An 18,629-nucleotide genomic window follows, 5' to 3' on the forward strand; every position below is an offset into this window, starting at 1 on the left:
ATCTTGTCGCGAGCGCACCCGCGCCTGTCCGCTTTGATCGTTGGCAGCGTCATTGCACTGGCATTTGCGGCGCCGGCCCATGCCGCCGGCTCGTCAATGCCGTGGGAAGCGCCGCTCCAGGCGATCCTCGAATCCATCCAGGGCCCGGTCGCCAAGATCGTCGCGGTGATCATCATCATCGCCACCGGGCTGGCGCTCGCTTTCGGGGATACATCGGGAGGCTTCAGGCGCCTGATCCAGATCGTCTTCGGGCTTTCGATCGCCTTTGCCGCGTCCTCCTTCTTCCTTTCGTTCTTCTCCTTCGGCGGCGGAACGCTGGTCTGATGGACAGCGGTCAATCTCCTCTGCCGAACGGCTTTGCTGTTCCAGTTCACCGGGCGCTGACCGAGCATATCCTGCTCGGCGGTGCGCCGCGCGGGCTCGCTATCGCCAATGCGACGTTGGCGGGCGCAATCGGACTGGGTCTGCAGCTGTGGATCGCAGGCGCCGCGTTTTTCGCGCTCGGCCACATGGTCGCGGTCTGGGCCGCCCGGCACGATCCTCAATTCGTCGATGTCGCGCGGCGGCATCTGCGGTTCCCCGCGCATCTGCAGGTCTGAGCCATGCTGAGCTTGCGCGAATATCGGAACAAGGCCGACCGGCTTGCGGACTTCCTGCCATGGGCGGCGCTCGTCGCCCCCGGCGTCGTGCTCAACAAGGACGGCAGCTTCCAGCGCACGTCTCGCTTTCGCGGGCCGGATCTCGACAGCGCGACCCCTGCCGAACTGGTTGCAACGACGGCGCGCCTGAACAGTGCGCTGCGCCGGCTCGGTTCGGGCTGGTCGATCTTCGTCGAGGCCGTGCGCCGTCCGGCACTGGATTATCCCGTCTGCGCATTTCCCGATCCGGCCTCGGCACTGGTCGAACGAGAGCGCGCCGCGCAGTTCGCAGAGGAGGGCGCGCATTTCGAGAGCCGCTATTTTCTGACCTTCTTATGGATGCCGCCTGCCGAGGATGCCGCGCGGGCTGAAAGCTGGCTCTACGAAGGAAAGGCCGAGAAAGGCGTGGATCCGCGCGAGCTTCTCGAGGGCTTCGCCGATCGGACCGACCGGCTGCTGCGCCTGTTCGAAGGGTTCTTTCCTGAGGTCCAATGGCTCGATGATGGCGAGACCCTGAGCTATCTTCACAGCTGCATCTCGACGCGACTGCACGATGTACGCGTTCCCGAAACCCCGATGCATCTCGATGCGCTGCTTGCCGACGAGCCGCTGACCGGCGGTCTCGAACCGCGCCTGGGTGCGGCCCATCTGCGGACACTGACCGTGATCGGCTTTCCGAGCGCGACATTCCCCGGCCTGCTCGATGAACTCAATGCGCTAGGCTTTGCCTATCGCTGGTCGACGCGGGCAATCATGCTCGACAAATCCGATGCGACGAAGCTGCTTTCGAAAATTCGCCGCCAGTGGTTCGCCAAGCGCAAATCGGTCGCCGCGATCCTCAAGGAAGTGATGACCAACGAGGCCTCGGTGCTGGTCGACAGCGATGCGGCCAACAAGGCCGAGGATGCCGATGCCGCGCTACAGGAGCTGGGCGCTGACCATGTCGGGCTCGCGCTGGTCACCGCGACCGTTACGGTGTGGGACGAAGAGCCAGCGCTTGCCGCCGAGAAGCTGCGGCTGGTCGAAAAGGTCATCCAGGGCCGCGATTTTACCTGCGTGACCGAAGGCATGAATGCGATCGAGGCCTGGCTCGGATCGCTGCCCGGCCATGTCTACGGCAATGTTCGCCAGCCCCCGATCTCGACGCTGAACCTTGCGCATATGATGCCGCTTTCGGCTGTCTGGGCCGGACTGGAACACGATGCGCATTTCAGCGCGCCGCCGTTGTTTTACGCCAAGACCGAAGGCTCGACCCCGTTCCGGTTTTCGCTTCATGTCGGTGACGTCGGACACAGCCTCGTCGTCGGTCCGACCGGGGCGGGCAAATCGGTCTTGCTGGCAATGATGGCGTTGCAGTTTCGCCGCTATGCCGGGTCGCAGATTTTCGCTTTCGATTTCGGTGGCTCGATCCGTGCGGCCGCGCTCGTGTGCGGCGGCGATTGGCAGGATCTGGGATCGAGTCTTTCCGAGGACAGCGACGAGCCAGTCCTGCTGCAACCGTTGGCGCGGATCCATGAGCCGGCACAGCGCAACTGGGCCTCGGAATGGCTTCAGGCGATCCTCGCTGCGGAGGGCGTCGCACTCGATCCGGAAACCAAGGATCATCTGTGGTCGGCGCTGAGCTCGCTGGCGAGCGCGCCGGTCGCTGAGCGCACGCTCACCGGGCTTGCTGTCCTTTTGCAATCGCAGGCATTGAAGCAGGCGCTTGCCCCCTACTGCGTCGGCGGGCCGTTCGGACGGCTCCTCGATGCCGAGAGCGAACGGCTGGGCGAAGCGAGTTTCCAGGCGTTCGAGACCGAAGGGCTGACCGGATCGGCGGCTGCGCCTGCCGTGCTGTCCTATCTGTTTCACAGTATCGAAGGCCGCCTCGACGGCTCGCCGACGCTCATCATCATCGATGAAGGCTGGCTGGTGCTCGACAGTCCGGCCTTCGCCGCGCAATTGCGCGAATGGCTCAAGACCCTGCGCAAAAAGAATGCGAGCGTCGTTTTCGCCACTCAAAGCCTTGCAGATATCGAGACCTCGGCGATCGCGCCCGCGATTATCGAAAGCTGCCCGACGCGAATCTTCCTGCCCAATGACCGGGCGGTCGAACCCCAGATTTTGAGTATCTATCGCCGCTTCGGGCTGAACGACCGCCAGATTGAAATCCTCAGCCGGGCAACGGCCAAGCGCGATTATTACTGTCAGTCCTCTCGCGGTAATCGCCTGTTCGAACTGGGCCTTGGCGAAGTGGCGCTCGCCTTTGCCGCCGCTTCTTCCAAGAGCGACCAGCTCGCCATGTCCCGCATCATCGAAGAGCATGGTCGGAGCGGCTTTGCCGTCCACTGGCTGAGGTATCGCGGCCTCCACTGGGCCGCCGAATTGCTCGGCAGCGATGCGCACTCTTCCGACCCCCCAAACCCATCAGAAGGAGACCTGAAGTGACCTCTCGAAAAATCATCCGCAGCCTGGCCATGGGCACCGCGCTCGCCTTGGCGAGTACGAGCGCCTTGGTATCAACGCCTGCACACGCCCAGTTCGGCGGGATCGTTTACGATCCGTCCAATTACGCGCAGAACGTGCTGACTGCCGCGCGCACGCTCGAGCAGATCAACAACCAGATCCGCATGCTGCAGAACCAGGCGACGTCGCTCATCAACGAGGCGAAGAACCTTCAGAGCCTGCCGCTGACGATCGTGCAGCCCCTGCAGGACCAGATCCGGCAGACCCAGCAACTGCTGAATGAAGCCCAGCGCATCGCCTACGATGTCCGCACCATCGAGGGCGCTTTCGACCAGCATTACAAGAACGTACCGCTCGGTGCCTCGCAGCGGGCGATGGTCGAAGGCGCCGAGGCGCGCTGGCAAAACAGCGTGGTGGCTTTCGAAGATGCCCTCAAGGTCCAGGCGGGCACGGTTGCCAATATCGAAGGTTCGCGCGAAGCGCTCGGCAGCCTCGTTTCCGCAAGCCAGTCCGCCACGGGCGCCTTGCAGGCAGCACAGGCTGGCAACCAGCTGCTGGCATTGCAGGCCCGCCAGCTGGCCGACCTGACCGCCACGATCGCCGCTACTGGCCGGGCGCAGGCGCTCGATGCCGCCGAACGCGCGGCGGCCAAGGCACAGGCGCGCGAGCAGTTGAGGCGGTTTCTCGCTGTTCGTCCGCGCTATCTGCCCGGCGGATCGGACTGATCCGCGATGGACACCAAGCTCCTCGCGCGCATCGGTGCCGTTGTGTTCGTCGGTCTCGCCATCGCGACGACGATCGTCCAGCTGCGCGAGGAGCCCGCGCCGGTGCGGCAAGCTGACCGGCGCATATGGGTGCCCGACGGTGATCCGCTGCCAGCACAGCTGAGGGCTTGCGCTCAAATGGGCGAACTGGCGCTGTCCTCGCCCGATTGCCGCGCGGCCTGGGCCGAAAAACGCCGCCGCTTCTTCGGCGTCGATCACCCCGAGGCTTATTCCGGGATCGGCGACAGGGCGCTGCCTGAGTCCTTTTCCCGCGAAGCGAGAGGAGAGAACTGACATGGGCGGCACCGGTGTTGTCGATCGCTTCCTCGCGATCTTCTCGCAATATATCGACAGCGGCTTCGGGCTGCTTTCTGGCGAGGTCGCCTTTATCGCGACCACGCTGATCGTGATCGATGTCACGCTCGCCGCCCTGTTCTGGAGCTGGGGCGCGAACGACGACATCATCGCCCGGCTCGTCAAGAAGACGCTTTTCGTCGGAATCTTTGCCTACATCATCGGCAACTGGAGCGCGCTCGCCAATATCGTGTTCAACAGCTTTGCCGGGCTAGGCCTGAAGGCGAGCGGCTCGGGGCTTGGCGCGAGCGATCTGTTGCAGCCGGGACGGGTGGCGCAAGTAGGCATCGATGCCGCCTGGCCGCTGCTCGAATCGATTGCCGATCTGATGGGCTATGTCGGCTTCTTCGAGAATTTTCTGCAGATCATCATCCTGCTCGTCGCCTGGGCGATTGTCATCATCGCCTTCTTCATTCTCTCCATCCAGCTGTTCGTCACCCTGATCGAGTTCAAACTGACGACCTTGGCGGGTTTCGTGCTCATTCCCTTTGGACTGTTCGGCAAGACCGCCTTCCTTGCCGAACGTGTGCTCGGCAATGTGGTCTCCTCGGGGATCAAGGTTCTCGTTCTCGCCGTCATCATCGGCATCGGTTCGACGCTCTTCGCCGAATTCACCGGCGCCATCCCCGGCGAGCCGACCATCGAGGATGCGCTGGCCATCGTGCTCGCCAGCCTCACCCTGCTTGGTCTGGGCATTTTCGGGCCGGGGATCGCCAATGGCATTGTCGCGGGCGGTCCGCAGCTCGGTGCAGGCGCTGCCGCAGGCACCGCGCTTCTTGCAGGCGGTGCTGCGGTTGGCGGCGTGGCCGGTGCCAAACTTGCGGGCGGCGCGGTCGCCAGTGCTGCCTCTTCCGTCGCGCGAGGCACCTCGCGCGCTGCCGGAGGTGCGACCATGGCCTATGCCACCGGTTCGGCGGGCAAGAGCGGCGGCGCCGCGGTTGCAAGCGGAATGGCGGGTGTTGGCCGCGCAGCAGGCGGTGCCGCCATGTCGCCGCTACGCAAAGCGGCAGACAGCGCCAGGAGCAATTTCCGCGACGGGGCGCGTGCGTCGGTCGGGAACATGGGTGGCCGCATCGTGCCCGCTCACGGTGCTTCGTCACCGGATCCGGAACAGACGAACGGCCCGCCGGCCTGGGCGCGGTCCATGAAGCACAGGCAGAGCCTGGGGCACTCGGCCTCGCTTGCCGCGCACACCGTGCGCTCCGGTGATGGCCACGGTGCAGGCGCTTCCATCGACACCAAAGAGAAGGATTAGCTTTCAATGTTCAAACGGCCTTCGATCCGCTACGCAAAAACGCCTCAAGCAGAGACGCCCTACCAGCGCGCGGCGCAGGTCTGGGACGAACGCATCGGTTCCGCGCGCGTCCAGGCAAAGAGCTGGCGCTACGCCTTTTTCGGCGCCCTCGGCCTGTCGGCAGCGCTGACGGGCGGGCTCGTGTGGCAGAATGCGCGCGGCACCATCGTGCCCTGGGTGGTCGAGGTCGATAGGCTCGGCGAGGCCCGCACCGTCGCTCCTGCCGCTGCGGATTACGAGCCGACCGATCCGCAGATCGCCTTTCACCTCGCCCGGTTTATCGAGCATGTCCGCGCTATCCCCGACGATCCGATTGTGGTGCGCGAGAACTGGCTCAGAGCCTACCAGTTCGCCAGCGACAAGGGCGCCTTGGCGCTCAACGATTATGCGCGGGCCAACGACCCGTTCGCGGCAATCGGCCGCGAACAGGTTGCGGTCGATGTCACCAGCGTGATCCGAGCCTCGCCGCGCAGCTTCCGCGTGGCCTGGGTCGAGCGGCGCTACCGCGACGGCGCGCTCGCCGAAACCACTCGCTGGACCGCTATCCTCGGCGTTGCCGTCCAGCCTCCCAGAACGCCCGACGCGCTCACCAGCAATCCGCTCGGGATCTTCGTCACCTCGATCAACTGGTCAAAGGAGCTTGGCTGATGACGCACTTACTTCAATTCTCCCGTCCGGCGCTGCTCGCAGCCGGCGTTCTACTCCTTGCCGGATCGCCCGCGTCAGCGACGCCTGCGCCGCAGGCCCGGGCCGCATCGCGGGCGATCACCGCCTTCGACCTCGCCGATGCATCCCGCCTTGTTCAGGCCATTGCATATGCCAACACCCCCTCGCGGCAGGCCTCCCCCACTGCCGCGCGCCGCTCCCCTGCCTCTGACCCCGCCCCTGATCCTCAGAGCCATGTGGGAGCGGCGAACGAGGCCGCCAGGATCGAACCGGACAATGCCGGATTTGACAATGCCATCCAGCGCTATGCCTATCGCGAAGGTGCGTTGTTCCAGGTCTACGCCAAACCCGGGCAGGTGACCGACATCGCCTTGCAGGAGGGCGAAACGCTGGTCGGCCCCGGGCCGGTCGCTGCAGGTGATACCGTGCGCTGGATGATCGGCGACACGCTGAGCGGCTCGGGAGCGACGCAGCGGGTGCATATCCTTATCAAACCGACGCGGCCCGACATCGCCACCAATCTGGTCATCAATACCGACCGCCGCACCTATCATATCGAACTGCGCGCCAATCCGGACATCTATATGGCCTCGGTCAGCTGGTCCTATCCGGCAGACGAACTGATCGCGCTGCGCCTTGAAGAAGAGCGAGCGGCGCGAGCCACACCAGTCGCCGACGGGTTCACGCTTGAGGCGCTCAATTTCGATTACCGCATCTCGGGTGACAAGCCTGACTGGCGCCCGCTACGGGTCTTCGACGACGGACAGCGGACCCTGGTCGAGTTTCCACCCGATATCGCCCGGGGCGAAATGCCGCCATTTTTCGTGGTTGGCGCCGGTGGCGCAGCCGAGCTGGTCAATTACCGGGTCTCCGGGCGCTATCTCATCGTCGACCGCCTCTTCCACAAGGCCGAACTGCGCCTCGGTGCCGGTCGCAGACAGGTCCGCGTGAAGATTGAAAACCGCAAGAGGGGGCGGTCGTGAACGAGGAAAGCAAGACCGAGCCGCCACCCGATGCCGAAAGTATCGTTCAATTGCGCGGGGAAGGGCCGCGCGTGGTCAGGCTGTCGCGCAAAGCTATCGGCATTGCCAGCGCCGCGGGTCTGACCGTCCTTGGCGGTATATTGCTCTACGGCCTGCAGCCGCCCTCACAGGACAGCGGCGAAGAGCTGGTGAACACCGACGGGATCGCTGTGGCAGACGGGCTTGCCGCAGCCCCGGCGGACTATTCCCAGGTTCCGAGGTTAGGGCCACCGCTGCCGGGCGATCTCGGTCAACCGATCCTCGAGGCGCAGGATCGCGGTGCTATTGCCGCGCTGCCCCCTGTCGGCGCCCCGCCTCCGGTCCCGCCCCAGCGGGCGGCGCCGAGCCCTGAAGAAATAGAGCGCGAACGCCTAGAACAGGAACGCGAGGCGGCGCGCGGCAGCCGCCTGTTTTTCGGCGGCGGGACACAAGCTGCCAGTTCTGGTCCGGCAGCTTCGGGGGCTGGACCACAACCGGCAGTACCATTTCAGCCCTCCGTCTCGACCGCGCGGGCAAGTTTTCTCCAACAGCCTGCCGAGACGCGGACAGCGTCCGTGCAGCGGCTTGAGGCGGTGCCATCTGGCGCGCTGCTTCAGGCCGGGTCGATCATTCCGGCAGCGCTGATCACCGGCATCCGCTCAGACCAGCCCGGCCTCGTGACCGCGCAGGTTACCGAGAATATCTATGACAGCCTGACCGGACGGCATCTTCTGATCCCGCAGGGTGCGCGCCTGATCGGTGAGTACGAATCCGATGTCGGGTTCGGGCAACGCCGGGTGCTGCTGGCCTGGAACAGGCTCATCCTGCCTGATGGTCGCTCGATTGTGCTCGATCGCCAGCCAGTCGCCGATCCCTCGGGCTATGCCGGACTGGAAGACGGCGTCGATTACCATTGGGGCGGTGTCGTCAAGGCGGCGCTCGTTTCCACTTTGCTCGGGATTGGTGGCGAACTCGGCGCAGGTGGAGATGATGATCTGCTGCGCGCTGTTCGCCGCGGCAGTCAGGACAGCATCAATCGCGCTGGCGAGCAGGTGATTGCACGCGAGCTCGATATCCGCCCGACGCTGACGATCCGCCCCGGCTTTCCCGTGCGGGTGCTGGTGACGCGCGATATCGTGCTGGAGGGTGGAGCATGACCCGGCTCAAACTCTCCGACATCACCGATGGCAAGCCTGTAAAGTTAACGATCGAAATCCCTGCCCGGCTCCATCGCCGGCTGATCGAATATGGGACCGTGCTCAATGGCGGGGTATCAGAGGGTGCGCCTGTGCCTGAGCTGCTTATTCCGCCGATGATCGAGCGCTTTGTTGCAAGTGACCGGGATTTTGCCAAGGCACGCAGAGGATCGCGCGCACTATCCAAACAATAAGCACCTACAATATCGGAACTTTTTCTGGTTCTTCCAAGCCATCCTTACTTGCGAAATGCACACGTAGGTAGAATTGCGCTGTTTCCGCGTGCATGATTGGCCTTATCGTGAAGTAGCGAACGCATATTCCTAGCGACCGGGTGGCGACACGCATGTCCAGGCGAAAAGCTAAAAGTGTCGATACACTCGCCAACGGGTGTTTCCATCACCCGGTCGCATCTTCGACCACACTGTATTTATAATTCCATTATAAGTTGGTCTGAATTCCGCTCCGCGCTCACTCTCCACTTGCGACGTCCGAGTCGCGATACCAACCACAGGAGTGAATCATGAAGGAGTTCGACCATAACCAGAATGAGGTTATCGACCTCGGCAAGGCCTCGGTTGAGACCAAGGGCGCCGTCGGTTTCTACATCGACGCCAGCGGCGGGCAATTGGCCAACAGCCCGGGCCTGCTCGACGAATAAGTCCTCGGCGGGCCGTGCGGCGCAATCCTGCCGCGCGACCCGCCGATTCGGGCTCCCAATCGATGGATCTCCACCGCGAAGGACTGGCGTGGCGCATTTTGGATGGCCAGCTCCTATTTCTCGATGTTTCCAACGATCGCTACTTTCGGTTGTCGGATGACGAAAATCGCAGATGTCTCGAAAAACTTGGCCGGTATCCCGAGAAGCAATGGCACCAACCGAGCAGCCTCGCCCGGCCTGCGGACTGGACCGTCCCAGAACAATCGAGCCCGGCAATCGCCGAGCACACCTTTAGTCTGCCCGCAGTCGCGAGAGCGCTTTGGATGCAACGCCGCGTTGAAGCGCGGCTCGCGAAACACTCTTTGGCGCTGGTCCTTTCCCAATTACGGAGCGTTGTCGAATCCAGGTCGGAAAGCCAATTCGAGATCAGTGAGAAGGGACGCAGGTGTATCGGGGCTTTTGAGGATGCACGATTGTTGCGCACCGCTGCGGACCGGTGTCTTTCGCGCTCCATCGCTCTCGCGACTTGTCTTGCCGCATATGGCGACCGGGCGCGGATCGTCATCGGCGTCCATACACCCCCTTTTGCAGCACACTGCTGGACGCAGCACCGAGACACGGTCTTGAACGACAGTGTCGAAGAAGTGCTCCGCTATGAACCAATTCTTGTCGTATGAGACCGCTACGTTTTGTTCTTGCGGTTCCTCATGGCGCGAACGGCCAAATCTTGCCGTCAATCGTTGCAACCCCGGGTCAGGTTTGTTCCGATGTCGCGGCCTTGTGGTGTGACAGCGAAACGCCCTGCCATTTCCTGAACCGACAGTGCTGCCTGATCGGGATCGCTTTTTCCCGAACGACATATCGCCGCGTGCGCGCCGCCGAGGAACTCGGGTTGGCCCCGGCCGAAGCCGAGGAGGCCGCCAAGCATCTCGTCGCCAACGTCTGGGGTGGATATGTCGCCATCCTAGGCGATTGGAGCAATGGGCCAATGGGTGTGCTGGTCGATCCTTCCGGACTCTTGCCCGTTTACCTTCTCTCCACATCCGATCACGTCATACTGACCAGTGACCCGCTCCTGATTGCGGAAGCGGGAGGATTGGAGACGCCGGTTTCGTACCCGGCGCTGCACGCGCACCTGCTACGGCCTGAACAACGCCACCGGAAAACGTGTCTTGAGGGAATTGACGAACTCGCGCCTGGATCGCTGCATTTACTCGCGCGCCAGGGTTTGCAGATCCGTAGGATATGGCATGCAACCGACTTTCTCCCACGAATGCCGATCCCGGCATTCACGGATTACGCCGCGCAACTGAAGGAGCTCGGCGCCGCAGTGCTGCAAAGCTGGAGCGGCATGTTTGGAAGAGCAAGCGTAGCGGCATCGGGCGGCGTCGATTCGTCATTCATTTGCGCTGCTCTGGCCCATTCGGGCGAACGCTTCGATTGCGTTACTCTCGCCACTCCGGATCCGTCCGGCGACGAGCGCATATACGCCAATCGCGTGGCGGAATGGTTCGGGGTTCGGTGTGTCGAACGGATATACGACCCGGCGTTTTACGATCCTTCGAGGTCTTCCTCCCGCGGGTTGCCGCGACCGGCCCGACGTTCATTCCAGCACATTCTTGACGCCTTGCTTGTCGATGCGATGGCGGACCTCGGCGCCTCGGTCATCTACGATGGCAACGGAGGCGACAATCTGTTCTGTTTCCTCCATTCCTCTGCGCCGGTAGCCGACCGGCTGGCAGCGGAGGGTCTGGGGACAGGCGTGCTGCGCTCCCTGATTGACATGTGCCATATCACCGGATGCTCGGTCCCCACCATGGTCGCCGCAGTTCTTCGCAGACGGCTTGGTAAGGGAACGAGGGAAAGCTGGCCGGTCGATGCGAGTCTGCTTACCTGCGGAACTGACGCTGCGTACAGCGAGCCACTCGTGCCCTGGCTGAGTCCTCTAGGGATCTCAGGTTCGGGAAAACGCGACCATATGGTCCTGATCATGCGGGCACAGAACCACATTCATGGACTGGCCGCCGGCCCGCCTCGATTTTCGCCACTAATGAGTCAGCCGCTCATGGAGTTTTGTCTCGGTGTTCCGACTTGGATATGGGCACACGGCGGCAGGAACCGCGCTTTGGCCCGGGCGGCATTCGCACAGGAATTGCCGCCTGCCGTGCTGGCCAGAACATCGAAGGCCGGACCCGACAGCTTCGTAAGGCAAATTTTCGCCCTGAACCGAAATTCGATCGCCGAGCGCTTGCTGGATGGGTTGCTCGCCGCGAACGGGGTAATCGACCGCCATGCCGTGGAAGCCGCGCTGCGCACTGATGAACGAGACGACAACAGCATGTTCGGTCGCATACTTGACCTGCTCGAAGCCGAGAATTGGGCTCGCTCATGGACCCGCTAATGGTTCAGCATGGCAGCGAAGGTCGCGTGTGGGCGGGGCACCCTCCATGGCGCTCCAGCGGGCGTACTGTGCTTCTCTTGAAGGATTGCAGTTCAGCCTGCCCATAAGCCAGAACTCGAACCATTCGACGACGCGCTCGTACATCGCCAGGCGATGCGACGATTGCCATTTGACATGAGACTCATCGGGGAACACGTAGAGTTCGATAGCCTTATTGTTATGCGAGAAGGTTTCAACGACATCGAGGCTGCCTTCGTACTCGCTGTCCCCTGCCTGGATCAAAATTGGAACATCGATCCGGTCCACATTGAGTATGAGCGACATGGGCTCCCAGAATGTTTCGGCACCGGGCTCGAAATAGCGATAACCCATGTCCCGCAAATACTCGGTAAACCGTGGCCCTGCAGCGAGAGCGAAGGAGTAGAGATCCTCGCAGCACGATCCCATCGAAGCGACCTGGAAAAGGTCCGAGTTGATCAGCGCCCACTGGACGGTCGATCCGCCATCACTGAATCCGCTGATCCCCATGCGCGTTGGATCGACCGCACCAGTCTCGACGGCGCGTCGTACAGCGAGCTCTAGTGCTTCCTGCACCTGGCGCCGGTCCGCCCAGTCATCTTCGCTCAATGTCCGTATTTCTGCATCGGTTGTTGCCAGATACGCCTCTGGCGGGAAATCAGGCCGGTCGAAACTGAGGACCGCGAATCCGCGTGCGGCGAGAGGCTGGATCGGAACCTCGTCCCCGGTTCCTCCGCGAAGGAAGCCCCGGCTCCGGTACTGCACCACGATCAGGGGATGCAGTTCGCCAGGTCGATGAGTGGGCGGCAGGACAAGGTCGGCGAAACTCTCGACACCGCTTGCCAGGCGGAAGCGGAAACGCTGGACGGAGCCATACTCCATGTTCTCAAGCTGCGGGTTTGGATCGTGGATCAGTCGTTCTGATCCCGTTCGCATGTCGAGCGCCACTAATCGGCGAGGCTGTGTGCTGCCCTCACGCCCGCAAATAAGTTCGTTGGCATGAGGGGCGCACCCGATGAACACATCATCGGAAATCAGGACTTGGCGAGGCGCAGCATCGCGGGGATCCCAGCGCAACAATGCCGTCTGGCTGTCGGCCCATCCAGTACGCTGGACGAGGAAAAGGGCGCGCTCCGAGGCCGACCAGAACAGTTCTCGGATGCCGTCGCATTGCGTGACAGGGCAGACTTTTCGGCTGCCGTCCGGAGCGGCCAGAACCAGCCGCGTCGGGCTGAGGAGACGCTCGGGGAACTCTGCTTCGAGCCAGGCCGAAAATCCACCCTCTCCTGATCGAACATTTCGTGCGTTGTCCGGTATCGCTGCCGGTCGCGGCGGGGCAATAAGCACCTGCTCCATTTCGGTTGCAGGTCGCGATGACCCGTCCCGAAGCGAAACCCATGTATAGATCGGATCGGCATGGCCGGTCGGTATCGGTCGGTCGGCTGCCTGCGGCGCAAACCGCGCGTCGAAGAGAAAGCCGCGTCTGCCTTCGCTGGCGATTGCCGCGGCGGCGAGGCGAATTGCAGGCCTTGTGCTGACAATGAGACCCATTCCGTCCTGAGCCCAGGCGAAATCGTCGACATCGTCGGCCAGATTGGTTGCTCGGACCGCACCCGTTTGCCCGGTTGGGCTGGCCAACCAAACCTGTGTCGAACCGGCTTCTCTCCTCAGATACGCAATTCGCATGCCATCCGGCGACCATCGCGGCGCGCTTGTCCTAGGCCAACCGGCCAGTATCGCGGTAAAGTCGCGAAGCCGGAAATCGTCGCGAATGAATTCCCCGCCGCGCGCCACCTCGATTGGAGAACCTTCGCCGTTCAACGGCGCGACCAGCAGTCTTTGGCAATAGCTATTCGTCTCGGGAATTGCGCGACGGACGGTGAAGGCAATTTGGCTGTCGTCAGGCGAGATGCCAAATACACTTCGATTGGGAGTTCCGACCGGTGCGCCAATATCCGCAATCCGGACTTGTCCGTCCACTGTCCACTCACCTAATTCCGCATTTGCCGTTTCCTGGGCGATGGGCAGTGCATCACACGGATCTTCGGCCGATGGCGGATCTTCAGCTGTCGGCACGATCGTCAGGCTGAGCGCTAGGGTAAGGAGCGCAGTCATTACCAATGCCTCCTTACGCCAAACGCGATGAAGCGCCCGATCGGAGAATAATTGGTTGAATCGTAGGGTGTTGTGTTGGGACCGGTTTGGCCGATCACGTCCGGCTTATCGTTAAACAGGTTTTGAATGGTCAACGAGAACTCGAGGCCGGGATCACGGTCGTCGCCGCGAATGACCGCATAGTGCATGCCAAGATCGACAGTTGCGCTTGGTGACAGCCGCTGCACGGTTGCAAGCCGTCTGTCGACGAGCGCACCGATATAACTGACTGCCGCATTGGCGGTAAGGCGGCCTGCCCGATATCTTGCTGCTCCACGCGCGCGGTAGCGGGGCGGGTTGAAAGTCGTACCGGCAAGCTGGACTTCAGGTAGTTCGGATGTGATGGTTTGCCTGCTGCGCAACCAGCTGCCGTTGAGATCCAATTCTATCGAGCGGTCATTCCCGAGATCGCGGTTCCAGGCAATCCTGGCATCCAGCCCTTCTACGCTCCACGCCGCGACATTGATGTTCCTGTTATCGAACAGAACGACAACATCTGCAGGATCGAACGGGCGGCCTGTAAAGTTCTCCAATCCGAACTGGGCACCCGCGATGAGTTCGGCCAAATCGGCCGGATCAGGTGAAAAATCGATGAGGCTGGCATAGCCCGGATTGTTGATAGCAGCTGCGATCGATCCAGCGATCGGCGCAACGACGCGGTTGTCATAGCGGATATCATACCACGTCGCGGAGGCGGTCAATCCTCGGACTGCCGCAGGCTGGAACTCGAATCCCGCCGTCCAGCTTCGGGCGCGCTCGGGACGGAGGTTGGGATTGCCGCCCCCGCTCAGAAAGACTGTGTCGGAGCCGGTGCCCGCTCCGAACACCGCAGCAGGCACCAGAATGGCCTGAGAAAAGATGTTTTGCTGGAAAAGCGTGGGAGCCTTGAACGAGCGTGCCCAACTCGCTCTGAACATCAGATCACCACTTGGCGAATAGGTAATCCCAAGGCGCGGGGTGGCGAGCTGGTCGAGTCCGGGATAGTCTTCGTAGCGAACTGCAGCGGATAGCGTTAGCTGCTCGATTCCATCGACGGCGTTCCGACCCGACACGAATGGAACATACAGTTCCGCATAGGCGAAGCGAGCCCGCTGCGTTGCATCGAATTGCGCATTGAGGATCGCGCTTTCCAGAGAGTACTCGAGTCGATTGTTACGAAATCCGATGCCGACAGCCAAGCGCGTCTCGCCGCCGGGAAGAGTGATAACCGGGCCTTCCGCACCCATTTCCAGCGAGGTGATCTGATGCAGGTAGCTTCCCGTAGAGACGCGCGCCGGACCTGTCTCTGGAATGAAACTGGTCTGGAAGCGGGTTCGATCGCGCCCGAAGACACCCGCGAGATTGGCCTTCCAACTCGGCCCAAGGTCAAACTGCAGCGACGGCGCTACGGAAAAGGTCTCGAGGTCGGGCTCACGCCGAATGCGCTGGGCCGGCGTGCCATCAATGGTGGTTGATTCGCGATACGAATAGAGCGCGTCGAGATTGGCCTCCACGCCTTCTGACAAGCTCTGGTGCGCCGAAAATGTTACGGCGTGGCGCCGGTTTGAGGGATAAAGCAAGGTTTCCGGTAGCAGTGATCCTGCATAGGCGCGCTCCCTCGCCTCAATCCCGGAATTGTTCGCGAAGTCGTAGGCGAAGACGAAGCCGCCACTGTTCCAGATTGTGCCTGCGACTATGTCGGCCTGTTGGCGAAAGTTGCCTCCATCGGTGCTCGCTCCAATCTGGGCCGAGGTTGTCACGCCCTCAAAGTCGCGGCGCAGGATGACGTTCACAACGCCGCCAACCGCGTCCGAGCCATAGAGCGCTGAAGCTCCATCGGGGACGACCTCGAGCCGGTCGACAATGGCGAGCGGAATGGCGGAGATGTCGACGCCCTGGGACGCCGAGTTGTATGGAAGGCGATGACCGTTGAGCAATGTCAGCGTCGCATCGGGCCCAAGCCCGCGCAGATTGGGAGACGATGCTGAATTTACATTTTCATTGCCGATGCCGCCGCCCGAACCAACCCCAGGGTTCTGACCGCCCGAGAAATTCTGGGGTAGGTTGCGGATCGCTTCGCCGAGGTCCACCTGGCCCGTCTCGACGATCGTCTCGCGATCAAGCTCGATGACTTCACCTACGACCCGTGCGCCTCGGATACGCGTTCCCGTGACAACGATCGCGGAACTCTCTTCGTCCAAAGCTGTATCGCCAACCTCGGCAGCGTCATCTTGTGCCTGTTCGCCTGGACTGTCTTGGGCGAAAAGAGGAGGAGCGGCACCTGCAAATGCTGCCCCGGTTAGAAGGACGGAAAGTGTGCGAATTGTCGACGACATTGATATCTCCCTGTTTTGGCGCGGACCGGCCGCTACAGAAGATGACGCTCACTTTTGCGAGCACCTTAGTTTCAATTGAAATTAAATTTTGAGTGGTCCCTTTTGGCCGGATGCCTGCAGTCACCAACAGTGACCCAGCGCTTGACGCAAATGCGCAAGAGCTTTCATCATGTGATAGTCGACCGTCGGCAGTGCGATGCCGAGTTCGATATGTATCTCTCGGTAGGATTTCTTCTCGAAGCGGTTCATCGCGAAGATACGCGCGCACTTTTCGGGGAGCTCTGCGAGCGCGATTTCCAGCGCTTGCCGGGTTTCACGGACATGCACGGCATCTTCTTGCGCAGCACGGCTTGGCGCGTCTGCGTTCTCCAGAAGTGGCTGGGTCCTGACCCGGCACTTTTGCCGCCGCGCCTCGTCCACCATCAAGTTGAATGCAATCCGCCTCAGAAAGCCCGCCGGATTGACGAGTTCCGTCAGCTGCTTGCTGGTCGCCGCACGCAGGAACACGTCCTGTGCCAGGTCGCGGGCGCGTTCGGAGCCCACGCGGCGCGCAAGATAGGCGATCAGTCCAGCCCGTTCCTCGCGGTAGAGGGCATCGAGTGTGCGGCGGCGACCGACCGTTCGGCTTACCTTTGCAGCGCAATATGCGGGACCCACGCACTGGGGAGATTGGTGCCGAATTTCGGCGGCAATTTGAGTCATGCTTCGAACTTGGAGGCGACCGCAACCTGAGTTCGCCGTGGCGAACTGCGTGCGGGTTCCAGGTCTGTGCCGCCGTCCGGGGCCTAGTTTGTGCCCCTTGATCGGTCCGGCCGCCGGGCCTGCGATGGACCGGCGTGCATGATGTCCGGCGGAAAGATCCACGCGGATGGTGCCAGAATATCAATCCGCGCGCTGTCAATCTGCCCAACATAGGAATGGCTTGCAAGAGGTAAGTAGAGCCGTTTTGGACCCGCTTGTGGCGGCGGTCGTCGCCTTCCCTAAGAAAGCAACGGTCTCGGCGAGCGCCTGATCAAATATGCCCAATATTGGGGAGGCGGCCCCCTAGGTCATGGAATGTCGGCGCGGTGCTGGCGCCTCTAGCGAAATCGGCGAGAAAGGAGGTGCTTCATGGATCGACCATTTGACAGCAACGACCGGACAGGCGCATTCGACTATTCGGATTTCGCGCAGGAATTCCTGCGCCGCAATGCCGCGTACGGGCAACAATACGCACGGATCGCCAGCGAAAGCGGTTTCGACCCGCAATCCCCAGCTTGCCGCCGAATGGCGCGTTCATGGGGCCTTGAATTTCCCGATTGATCCCGACCTTTCAGCTCGCAGCCATCCGGCGATCTGGCAAGCCGAGGAAAACGCTCATGTGGTAATTCTTGGCGGTGGGCGCGCAGTCAAGGCGGCGCGCGCAACGTGCGACCTGATCTCCAAGCGAACCAGCAATGCGGGAGATCATCTGGTCCTCGCCGGTGGTGGCGCTCGCCATCGGCTGCTCGTTATGGCCTCCGCCCGGTTGGGTGGAGACAATTATCTGATCCCTCGGGACCAGTCGTTTCCGATCAGGCTGGCGGCGCTCGATGCGTTTCACTGCTGTGTAGATGGTTCCGCTGCTCCCAGCGTGCGAAACCAGTTGCAGCCCACTGCCTATCAGTCCCACCGCTTCCACTTGCTGCTCGCCATACTTGATGCTTTATCCCGGGCGCTTGAGGGTGTTATGCTAAAAGATATCGCTGGAACCATTGTTTATCGGGGATTGTCCGCGCAGCGCGCCATTGACTGGAAATCGTCATCGCAACGCCGCCAGACCCAGCGTCTCGTGGTTGAGGCGCGGCGAATGGCGTCGCACGGCTATCTCGGCTTGCTTCGCCAAAGCCGGCTCCGCTCTTTTCAAACGCACTGAATGCACTATGGTTTTTCGTGGGGCATGCTGCTGAATTTTGCGGCGCGCCCGGATTGGAACCGGACCTTGAGGGTCGCAACTGCAACTGCTGGAACAGGTGGAATGGAACCGTCTGATCCGGCACCGAGCAGGCGGTCAGGTGGCGGCGTGTTGGATTGCGTGCTGCCGATCGAACGGCAGGTCTATGTACGCATATCTCGCGGAGGAATTCGCAACTGAACTTATCAATGTCCGTTCGGACACTGAACTCGACGGTGCGCTTAAACAGGTTTCCCGGCGCCTTGGCTTCGACCACTTCGCGCTTAGCCTGGAGATGCGTTCGACATCGTGCGAGGCACCGGGCCTGCTATTGCACGACTATCCCGACGAATGGGCGAAAGTCTATATTGCCTTCGACCTCGCAGGGCAGGATCCGGTGCGAAGAGCCTGTGACAAGACCATCATCGGTTTCGCCTGGGACTGGATTGACGAACTCGTCCCTCTCACGCGCGGCGACCGTCAAATGCTCAATGTCGGCCGGGAATGCGGAATTGGCAATGGTTATACTGTTCCGCGGCATTTGCCCGGGATAGGGCGCGGCACCTGCACCTTTGCTGTTCGACCCGAGCGAGAACTGCCCCGACGGCGCTTCGCCGTCGCGGAAATGATCGGGACGCTGGCTTTGAGCTGTGCGCTGGGCCTGAGTTCAGAAAAGTTCGATGAGAAGGTGTCAACGGCGGAGTAAAAGTCGTCCATTAGGCGGAGTAAAACCAGGCCACTTGATCCGGGTGTTGGCGAGCGCCGTGAGGGCGTAGCCCGAGCGGGGGTCGCCAACACCCGGATTGTCAT

19 protein-coding genes are annotated in these 18,629 nt (G+C 61.9%); 16 read left to right on the plus strand and 3 right to left on the minus strand.

The annotated features are described in order from the left end of the window. The 13 genes from GQO94_RS17475 (at position 1) to GQO94_RS17535 (ending at position 11,420) form a co-directional block, all read left to right on the plus strand. Positions 1-324, plus strand: coding sequence for a TrbC/VirB2 family protein (locus tag GQO94_RS17475; RefSeq protein ID WP_269748775.1), 324 nt, complete (start codon positions 1-3; stop codon positions 322-324). Continuing rightward, complete coding sequence (locus GQO94_RS17480) at positions 324-599, plus strand: VirB3 family type IV secretion system protein (protein WP_010240658.1); 276 nt, start codon at positions 324-326, stop codon at positions 597-599. Before GQO94_RS17475 ends, GQO94_RS17480 begins: the two co-directional genes overlap by 1 nt. A gap of 3 nt (positions 600-602) precedes the next feature. Beyond that, on the plus strand, positions 603-3,065 hold the full coding sequence (gene trbE / locus GQO94_RS17485) for a conjugal transfer protein TrbE (RefSeq protein ID WP_156842703.1): 2,463 nt from the start codon (positions 603-605) through the stop codon (positions 3,063-3,065). Continuing rightward, on the plus strand, positions 3,062-3,808 hold the full coding sequence (gene trbJ, locus GQO94_RS17490; RefSeq protein WP_408636660.1) for a P-type conjugative transfer protein TrbJ: 747 nt from the start codon (positions 3,062-3,064) through the stop codon (positions 3,806-3,808). Before trbE ends, trbJ begins: the two co-directional genes overlap by 4 nt. 6 nt (positions 3,809-3,814) lie before the next feature. Further along, positions 3,815-4,141 (plus strand): putative entry exclusion protein TrbK-alt, encoded by a 327-nt coding sequence (trbK-alt, locus tag GQO94_RS17495; protein ID WP_050775919.1) that lies wholly within the window; start codon positions 3,815-3,817, stop codon positions 4,139-4,141. Position 4,142: 1 nt separating this feature from the next. Then, a complete protein-coding gene (gene trbL, locus GQO94_RS17500) occupies positions 4,143-5,456 on the plus strand; it encodes a P-type conjugative transfer protein TrbL (RefSeq protein WP_010240177.1) in 1,314 nt (437 codons plus the stop codon). Between the two features lie 6 nt (positions 5,457-5,462). Beyond that, on the plus strand, positions 5,463-6,143 hold the full coding sequence (trbF, locus tag GQO94_RS17505) for a conjugal transfer protein TrbF (protein WP_010240179.1): 681 nt from the start codon (positions 5,463-5,465) through the stop codon (positions 6,141-6,143). Continuing rightward, a complete protein-coding gene (gene trbG, locus GQO94_RS17510) occupies positions 6,143-7,144 on the plus strand; it encodes a P-type conjugative transfer protein TrbG (RefSeq protein WP_029140648.1) in 1,002 nt (333 codons plus the stop codon). Before trbF ends, trbG begins: the two co-directional genes overlap by 1 nt. Beyond that, positions 7,141-8,319 (plus strand): TrbI/VirB10 family protein, encoded by a 1,179-nt coding sequence (locus tag GQO94_RS17515; RefSeq protein ID WP_156842704.1) that lies wholly within the window; start codon positions 7,141-7,143, stop codon positions 8,317-8,319. Before trbG ends, GQO94_RS17515 begins: the two co-directional genes overlap by 4 nt. Next, positions 8,316-8,552, plus strand: coding sequence for a DUF2274 domain-containing protein (locus GQO94_RS17520; RefSeq protein ID WP_010240186.1), 237 nt, complete (start codon positions 8,316-8,318; stop codon positions 8,550-8,552). Before GQO94_RS17515 ends, GQO94_RS17520 begins: the two co-directional genes overlap by 4 nt. Before the next feature lie 329 nt (positions 8,553-8,881). Beyond that, the gene (locus tag GQO94_RS17525) at positions 8,882-9,019 is read left to right on the plus strand and encodes a benenodin family lasso peptide (RefSeq protein WP_010240188.1); all 138 of its coding nucleotides are present in this window, start codon (positions 8,882-8,884) and stop codon (positions 9,017-9,019) included. A gap of 62 nt (positions 9,020-9,081) precedes the next feature. Next, entirely contained in the window at positions 9,082-9,696 is a 615-nt protein-coding gene (locus GQO94_RS17530; RefSeq protein ID WP_010240191.1) for a lasso peptide biosynthesis B2 protein, read from the plus strand. Between the two features lie 50 nt (positions 9,697-9,746). Then, complete coding sequence (locus tag GQO94_RS17535; protein ID WP_198046020.1) at positions 9,747-11,420, plus strand: asparagine synthase-related protein; 1,674 nt, start codon at positions 9,747-9,749, stop codon at positions 11,418-11,420. On the opposite strand, the gene GQO94_RS17540 is transcribed toward GQO94_RS17535, so the two are convergent. The 3 genes from GQO94_RS17540 to GQO94_RS17550 all read right to left on the minus strand — a co-directional run bounded on the left by GQO94_RS17540 (position 11,406) and on the right by GQO94_RS17550 (position 16,771). After that, positions 11,406-13,553, minus strand: a complete 2,148-nt coding sequence (locus GQO94_RS17540) for an Atxe2 family lasso peptide isopeptidase (protein WP_054523105.1) — start codon at positions 13,551-13,553, stop codon at positions 11,406-11,408. The genes GQO94_RS17535 and GQO94_RS17540 overlap by 15 nt on opposite strands. Beyond that, on the minus strand, positions 13,553-15,907 hold the full coding sequence (locus GQO94_RS17545; RefSeq protein ID WP_156842706.1) for a TonB-dependent receptor plug domain-containing protein: 2,355 nt from the start codon (positions 15,905-15,907) through the stop codon (positions 13,553-13,555). The genes GQO94_RS17540 and GQO94_RS17545 overlap by 1 nt, the downstream gene beginning before the upstream one ends. A 120-nt stretch (positions 15,908-16,027) precedes the next feature. Continuing rightward, entirely contained in the window at positions 16,028-16,771 is a 744-nt protein-coding gene (locus GQO94_RS17550) for an RNA polymerase sigma factor (protein WP_156842707.1), read from the minus strand. A 246-nt stretch (positions 16,772-17,017) separates the two neighbouring features. Between GQO94_RS17550 and GQO94_RS21435 the strand changes: the two genes are divergently transcribed. The 3 genes from GQO94_RS21435 (at position 17,018) to GQO94_RS17560 (ending at position 18,525) form a co-directional block, all read left to right on the plus strand. Continuing rightward, the gene (locus GQO94_RS21435; RefSeq protein WP_408636664.1) at positions 17,018-17,209 is read left to right on the plus strand and encodes a transcriptional regulator domain-containing protein; all 192 of its coding nucleotides are present in this window, start codon (positions 17,018-17,020) and stop codon (positions 17,207-17,209) included. A gap of 190 nt (positions 17,210-17,399) precedes the next feature. Then, positions 17,400-17,801: a DNA -binding domain-containing protein gene (locus GQO94_RS21440; protein ID WP_408636667.1), complete on the plus strand. Its 402-nt coding sequence runs from the start codon at positions 17,400-17,402 to the stop codon at positions 17,799-17,801. A 184-nt stretch (positions 17,802-17,985) separates the two neighbouring features. Continuing rightward, the gene (locus GQO94_RS17560; RefSeq protein ID WP_156842709.1) at positions 17,986-18,525 is read left to right on the plus strand and encodes an autoinducer binding domain-containing protein; all 540 of its coding nucleotides are present in this window, start codon (positions 17,986-17,988) and stop codon (positions 18,523-18,525) included. Positions 18,526-18,629: the final 104 nt, after the last annotated feature.

The sequence above is a fragment of the Novosphingobium aquimarinum genome (genome assembly GCF_009746585.1).
GTDB lineage: Bacteria > Pseudomonadota > Alphaproteobacteria > Sphingomonadales > Sphingomonadaceae > Novosphingobium > Novosphingobium aquimarinum.

What these genes read in the sequence shown, in the direction of transcription:
- GQO94_RS17525 (WP_010240188.1), top strand. Translation starts at nt 8,882, where the DNA reads ATGAAGGAGTTCGACCATAACCAGAATGAGGTTATCGACCTCGGCAAG.
- GQO94_RS21440 (WP_408636667.1), top strand. Translation starts at nt 17,400, where the DNA reads ATGGCCTCCGCCCGGTTGGGTGGAGACAATTATCTGATCCCTCGGGAC.
- trbE (WP_156842703.1), top strand. Translation starts at nt 603, where the DNA reads ATGCTGAGCTTGCGCGAATATCGGAACAAGGCCGACCGGCTTGCGGAC.
- GQO94_RS17520 (WP_010240186.1), top strand. Translation starts at nt 8,316, where the DNA reads ATGACCCGGCTCAAACTCTCCGACATCACCGATGGCAAGCCTGTAAAG.
- GQO94_RS17530 (WP_010240191.1), top strand. Translation starts at nt 9,082, where the DNA reads ATGGATCTCCACCGCGAAGGACTGGCGTGGCGCATTTTGGATGGCCAG.
- GQO94_RS21435 (WP_408636664.1), top strand. Translation starts at nt 17,018, where the DNA reads ATGGATCGACCATTTGACAGCAACGACCGGACAGGCGCATTCGACTAT.
- GQO94_RS17480 (WP_010240658.1), top strand. Translation starts at nt 324, where the DNA reads ATGGACAGCGGTCAATCTCCTCTGCCGAACGGCTTTGCTGTTCCAGTT.
- trbL (WP_010240177.1), top strand. Translation starts at nt 4,143, where the DNA reads ATGGGCGGCACCGGTGTTGTCGATCGCTTCCTCGCGATCTTCTCGCAA.
- trbF (WP_010240179.1), top strand. Translation starts at nt 5,463, where the DNA reads ATGTTCAAACGGCCTTCGATCCGCTACGCAAAAACGCCTCAAGCAGAG.
- trbG (WP_029140648.1), top strand. Translation starts at nt 6,143, where the DNA reads ATGACGCACTTACTTCAATTCTCCCGTCCGGCGCTGCTCGCAGCCGGC.
- GQO94_RS17560 (WP_156842709.1), top strand. Translation starts at nt 17,986, where the DNA reads ATGTACGCATATCTCGCGGAGGAATTCGCAACTGAACTTATCAATGTC.
- trbK-alt (WP_050775919.1), top strand. Translation starts at nt 3,815, where the DNA reads ATGGACACCAAGCTCCTCGCGCGCATCGGTGCCGTTGTGTTCGTCGGT.
- GQO94_RS17540 (WP_054523105.1), bottom strand. Translation starts at nt 13,553, where the DNA reads ATGACTGCGCTCCTTACCCTAGCGCTCAGCCTGACGATCGTGCCGACA.
- GQO94_RS17545 (WP_156842706.1), bottom strand. Translation starts at nt 15,907, where the DNA reads ATGTCGTCGACAATTCGCACACTTTCCGTCCTTCTAACCGGGGCAGCA.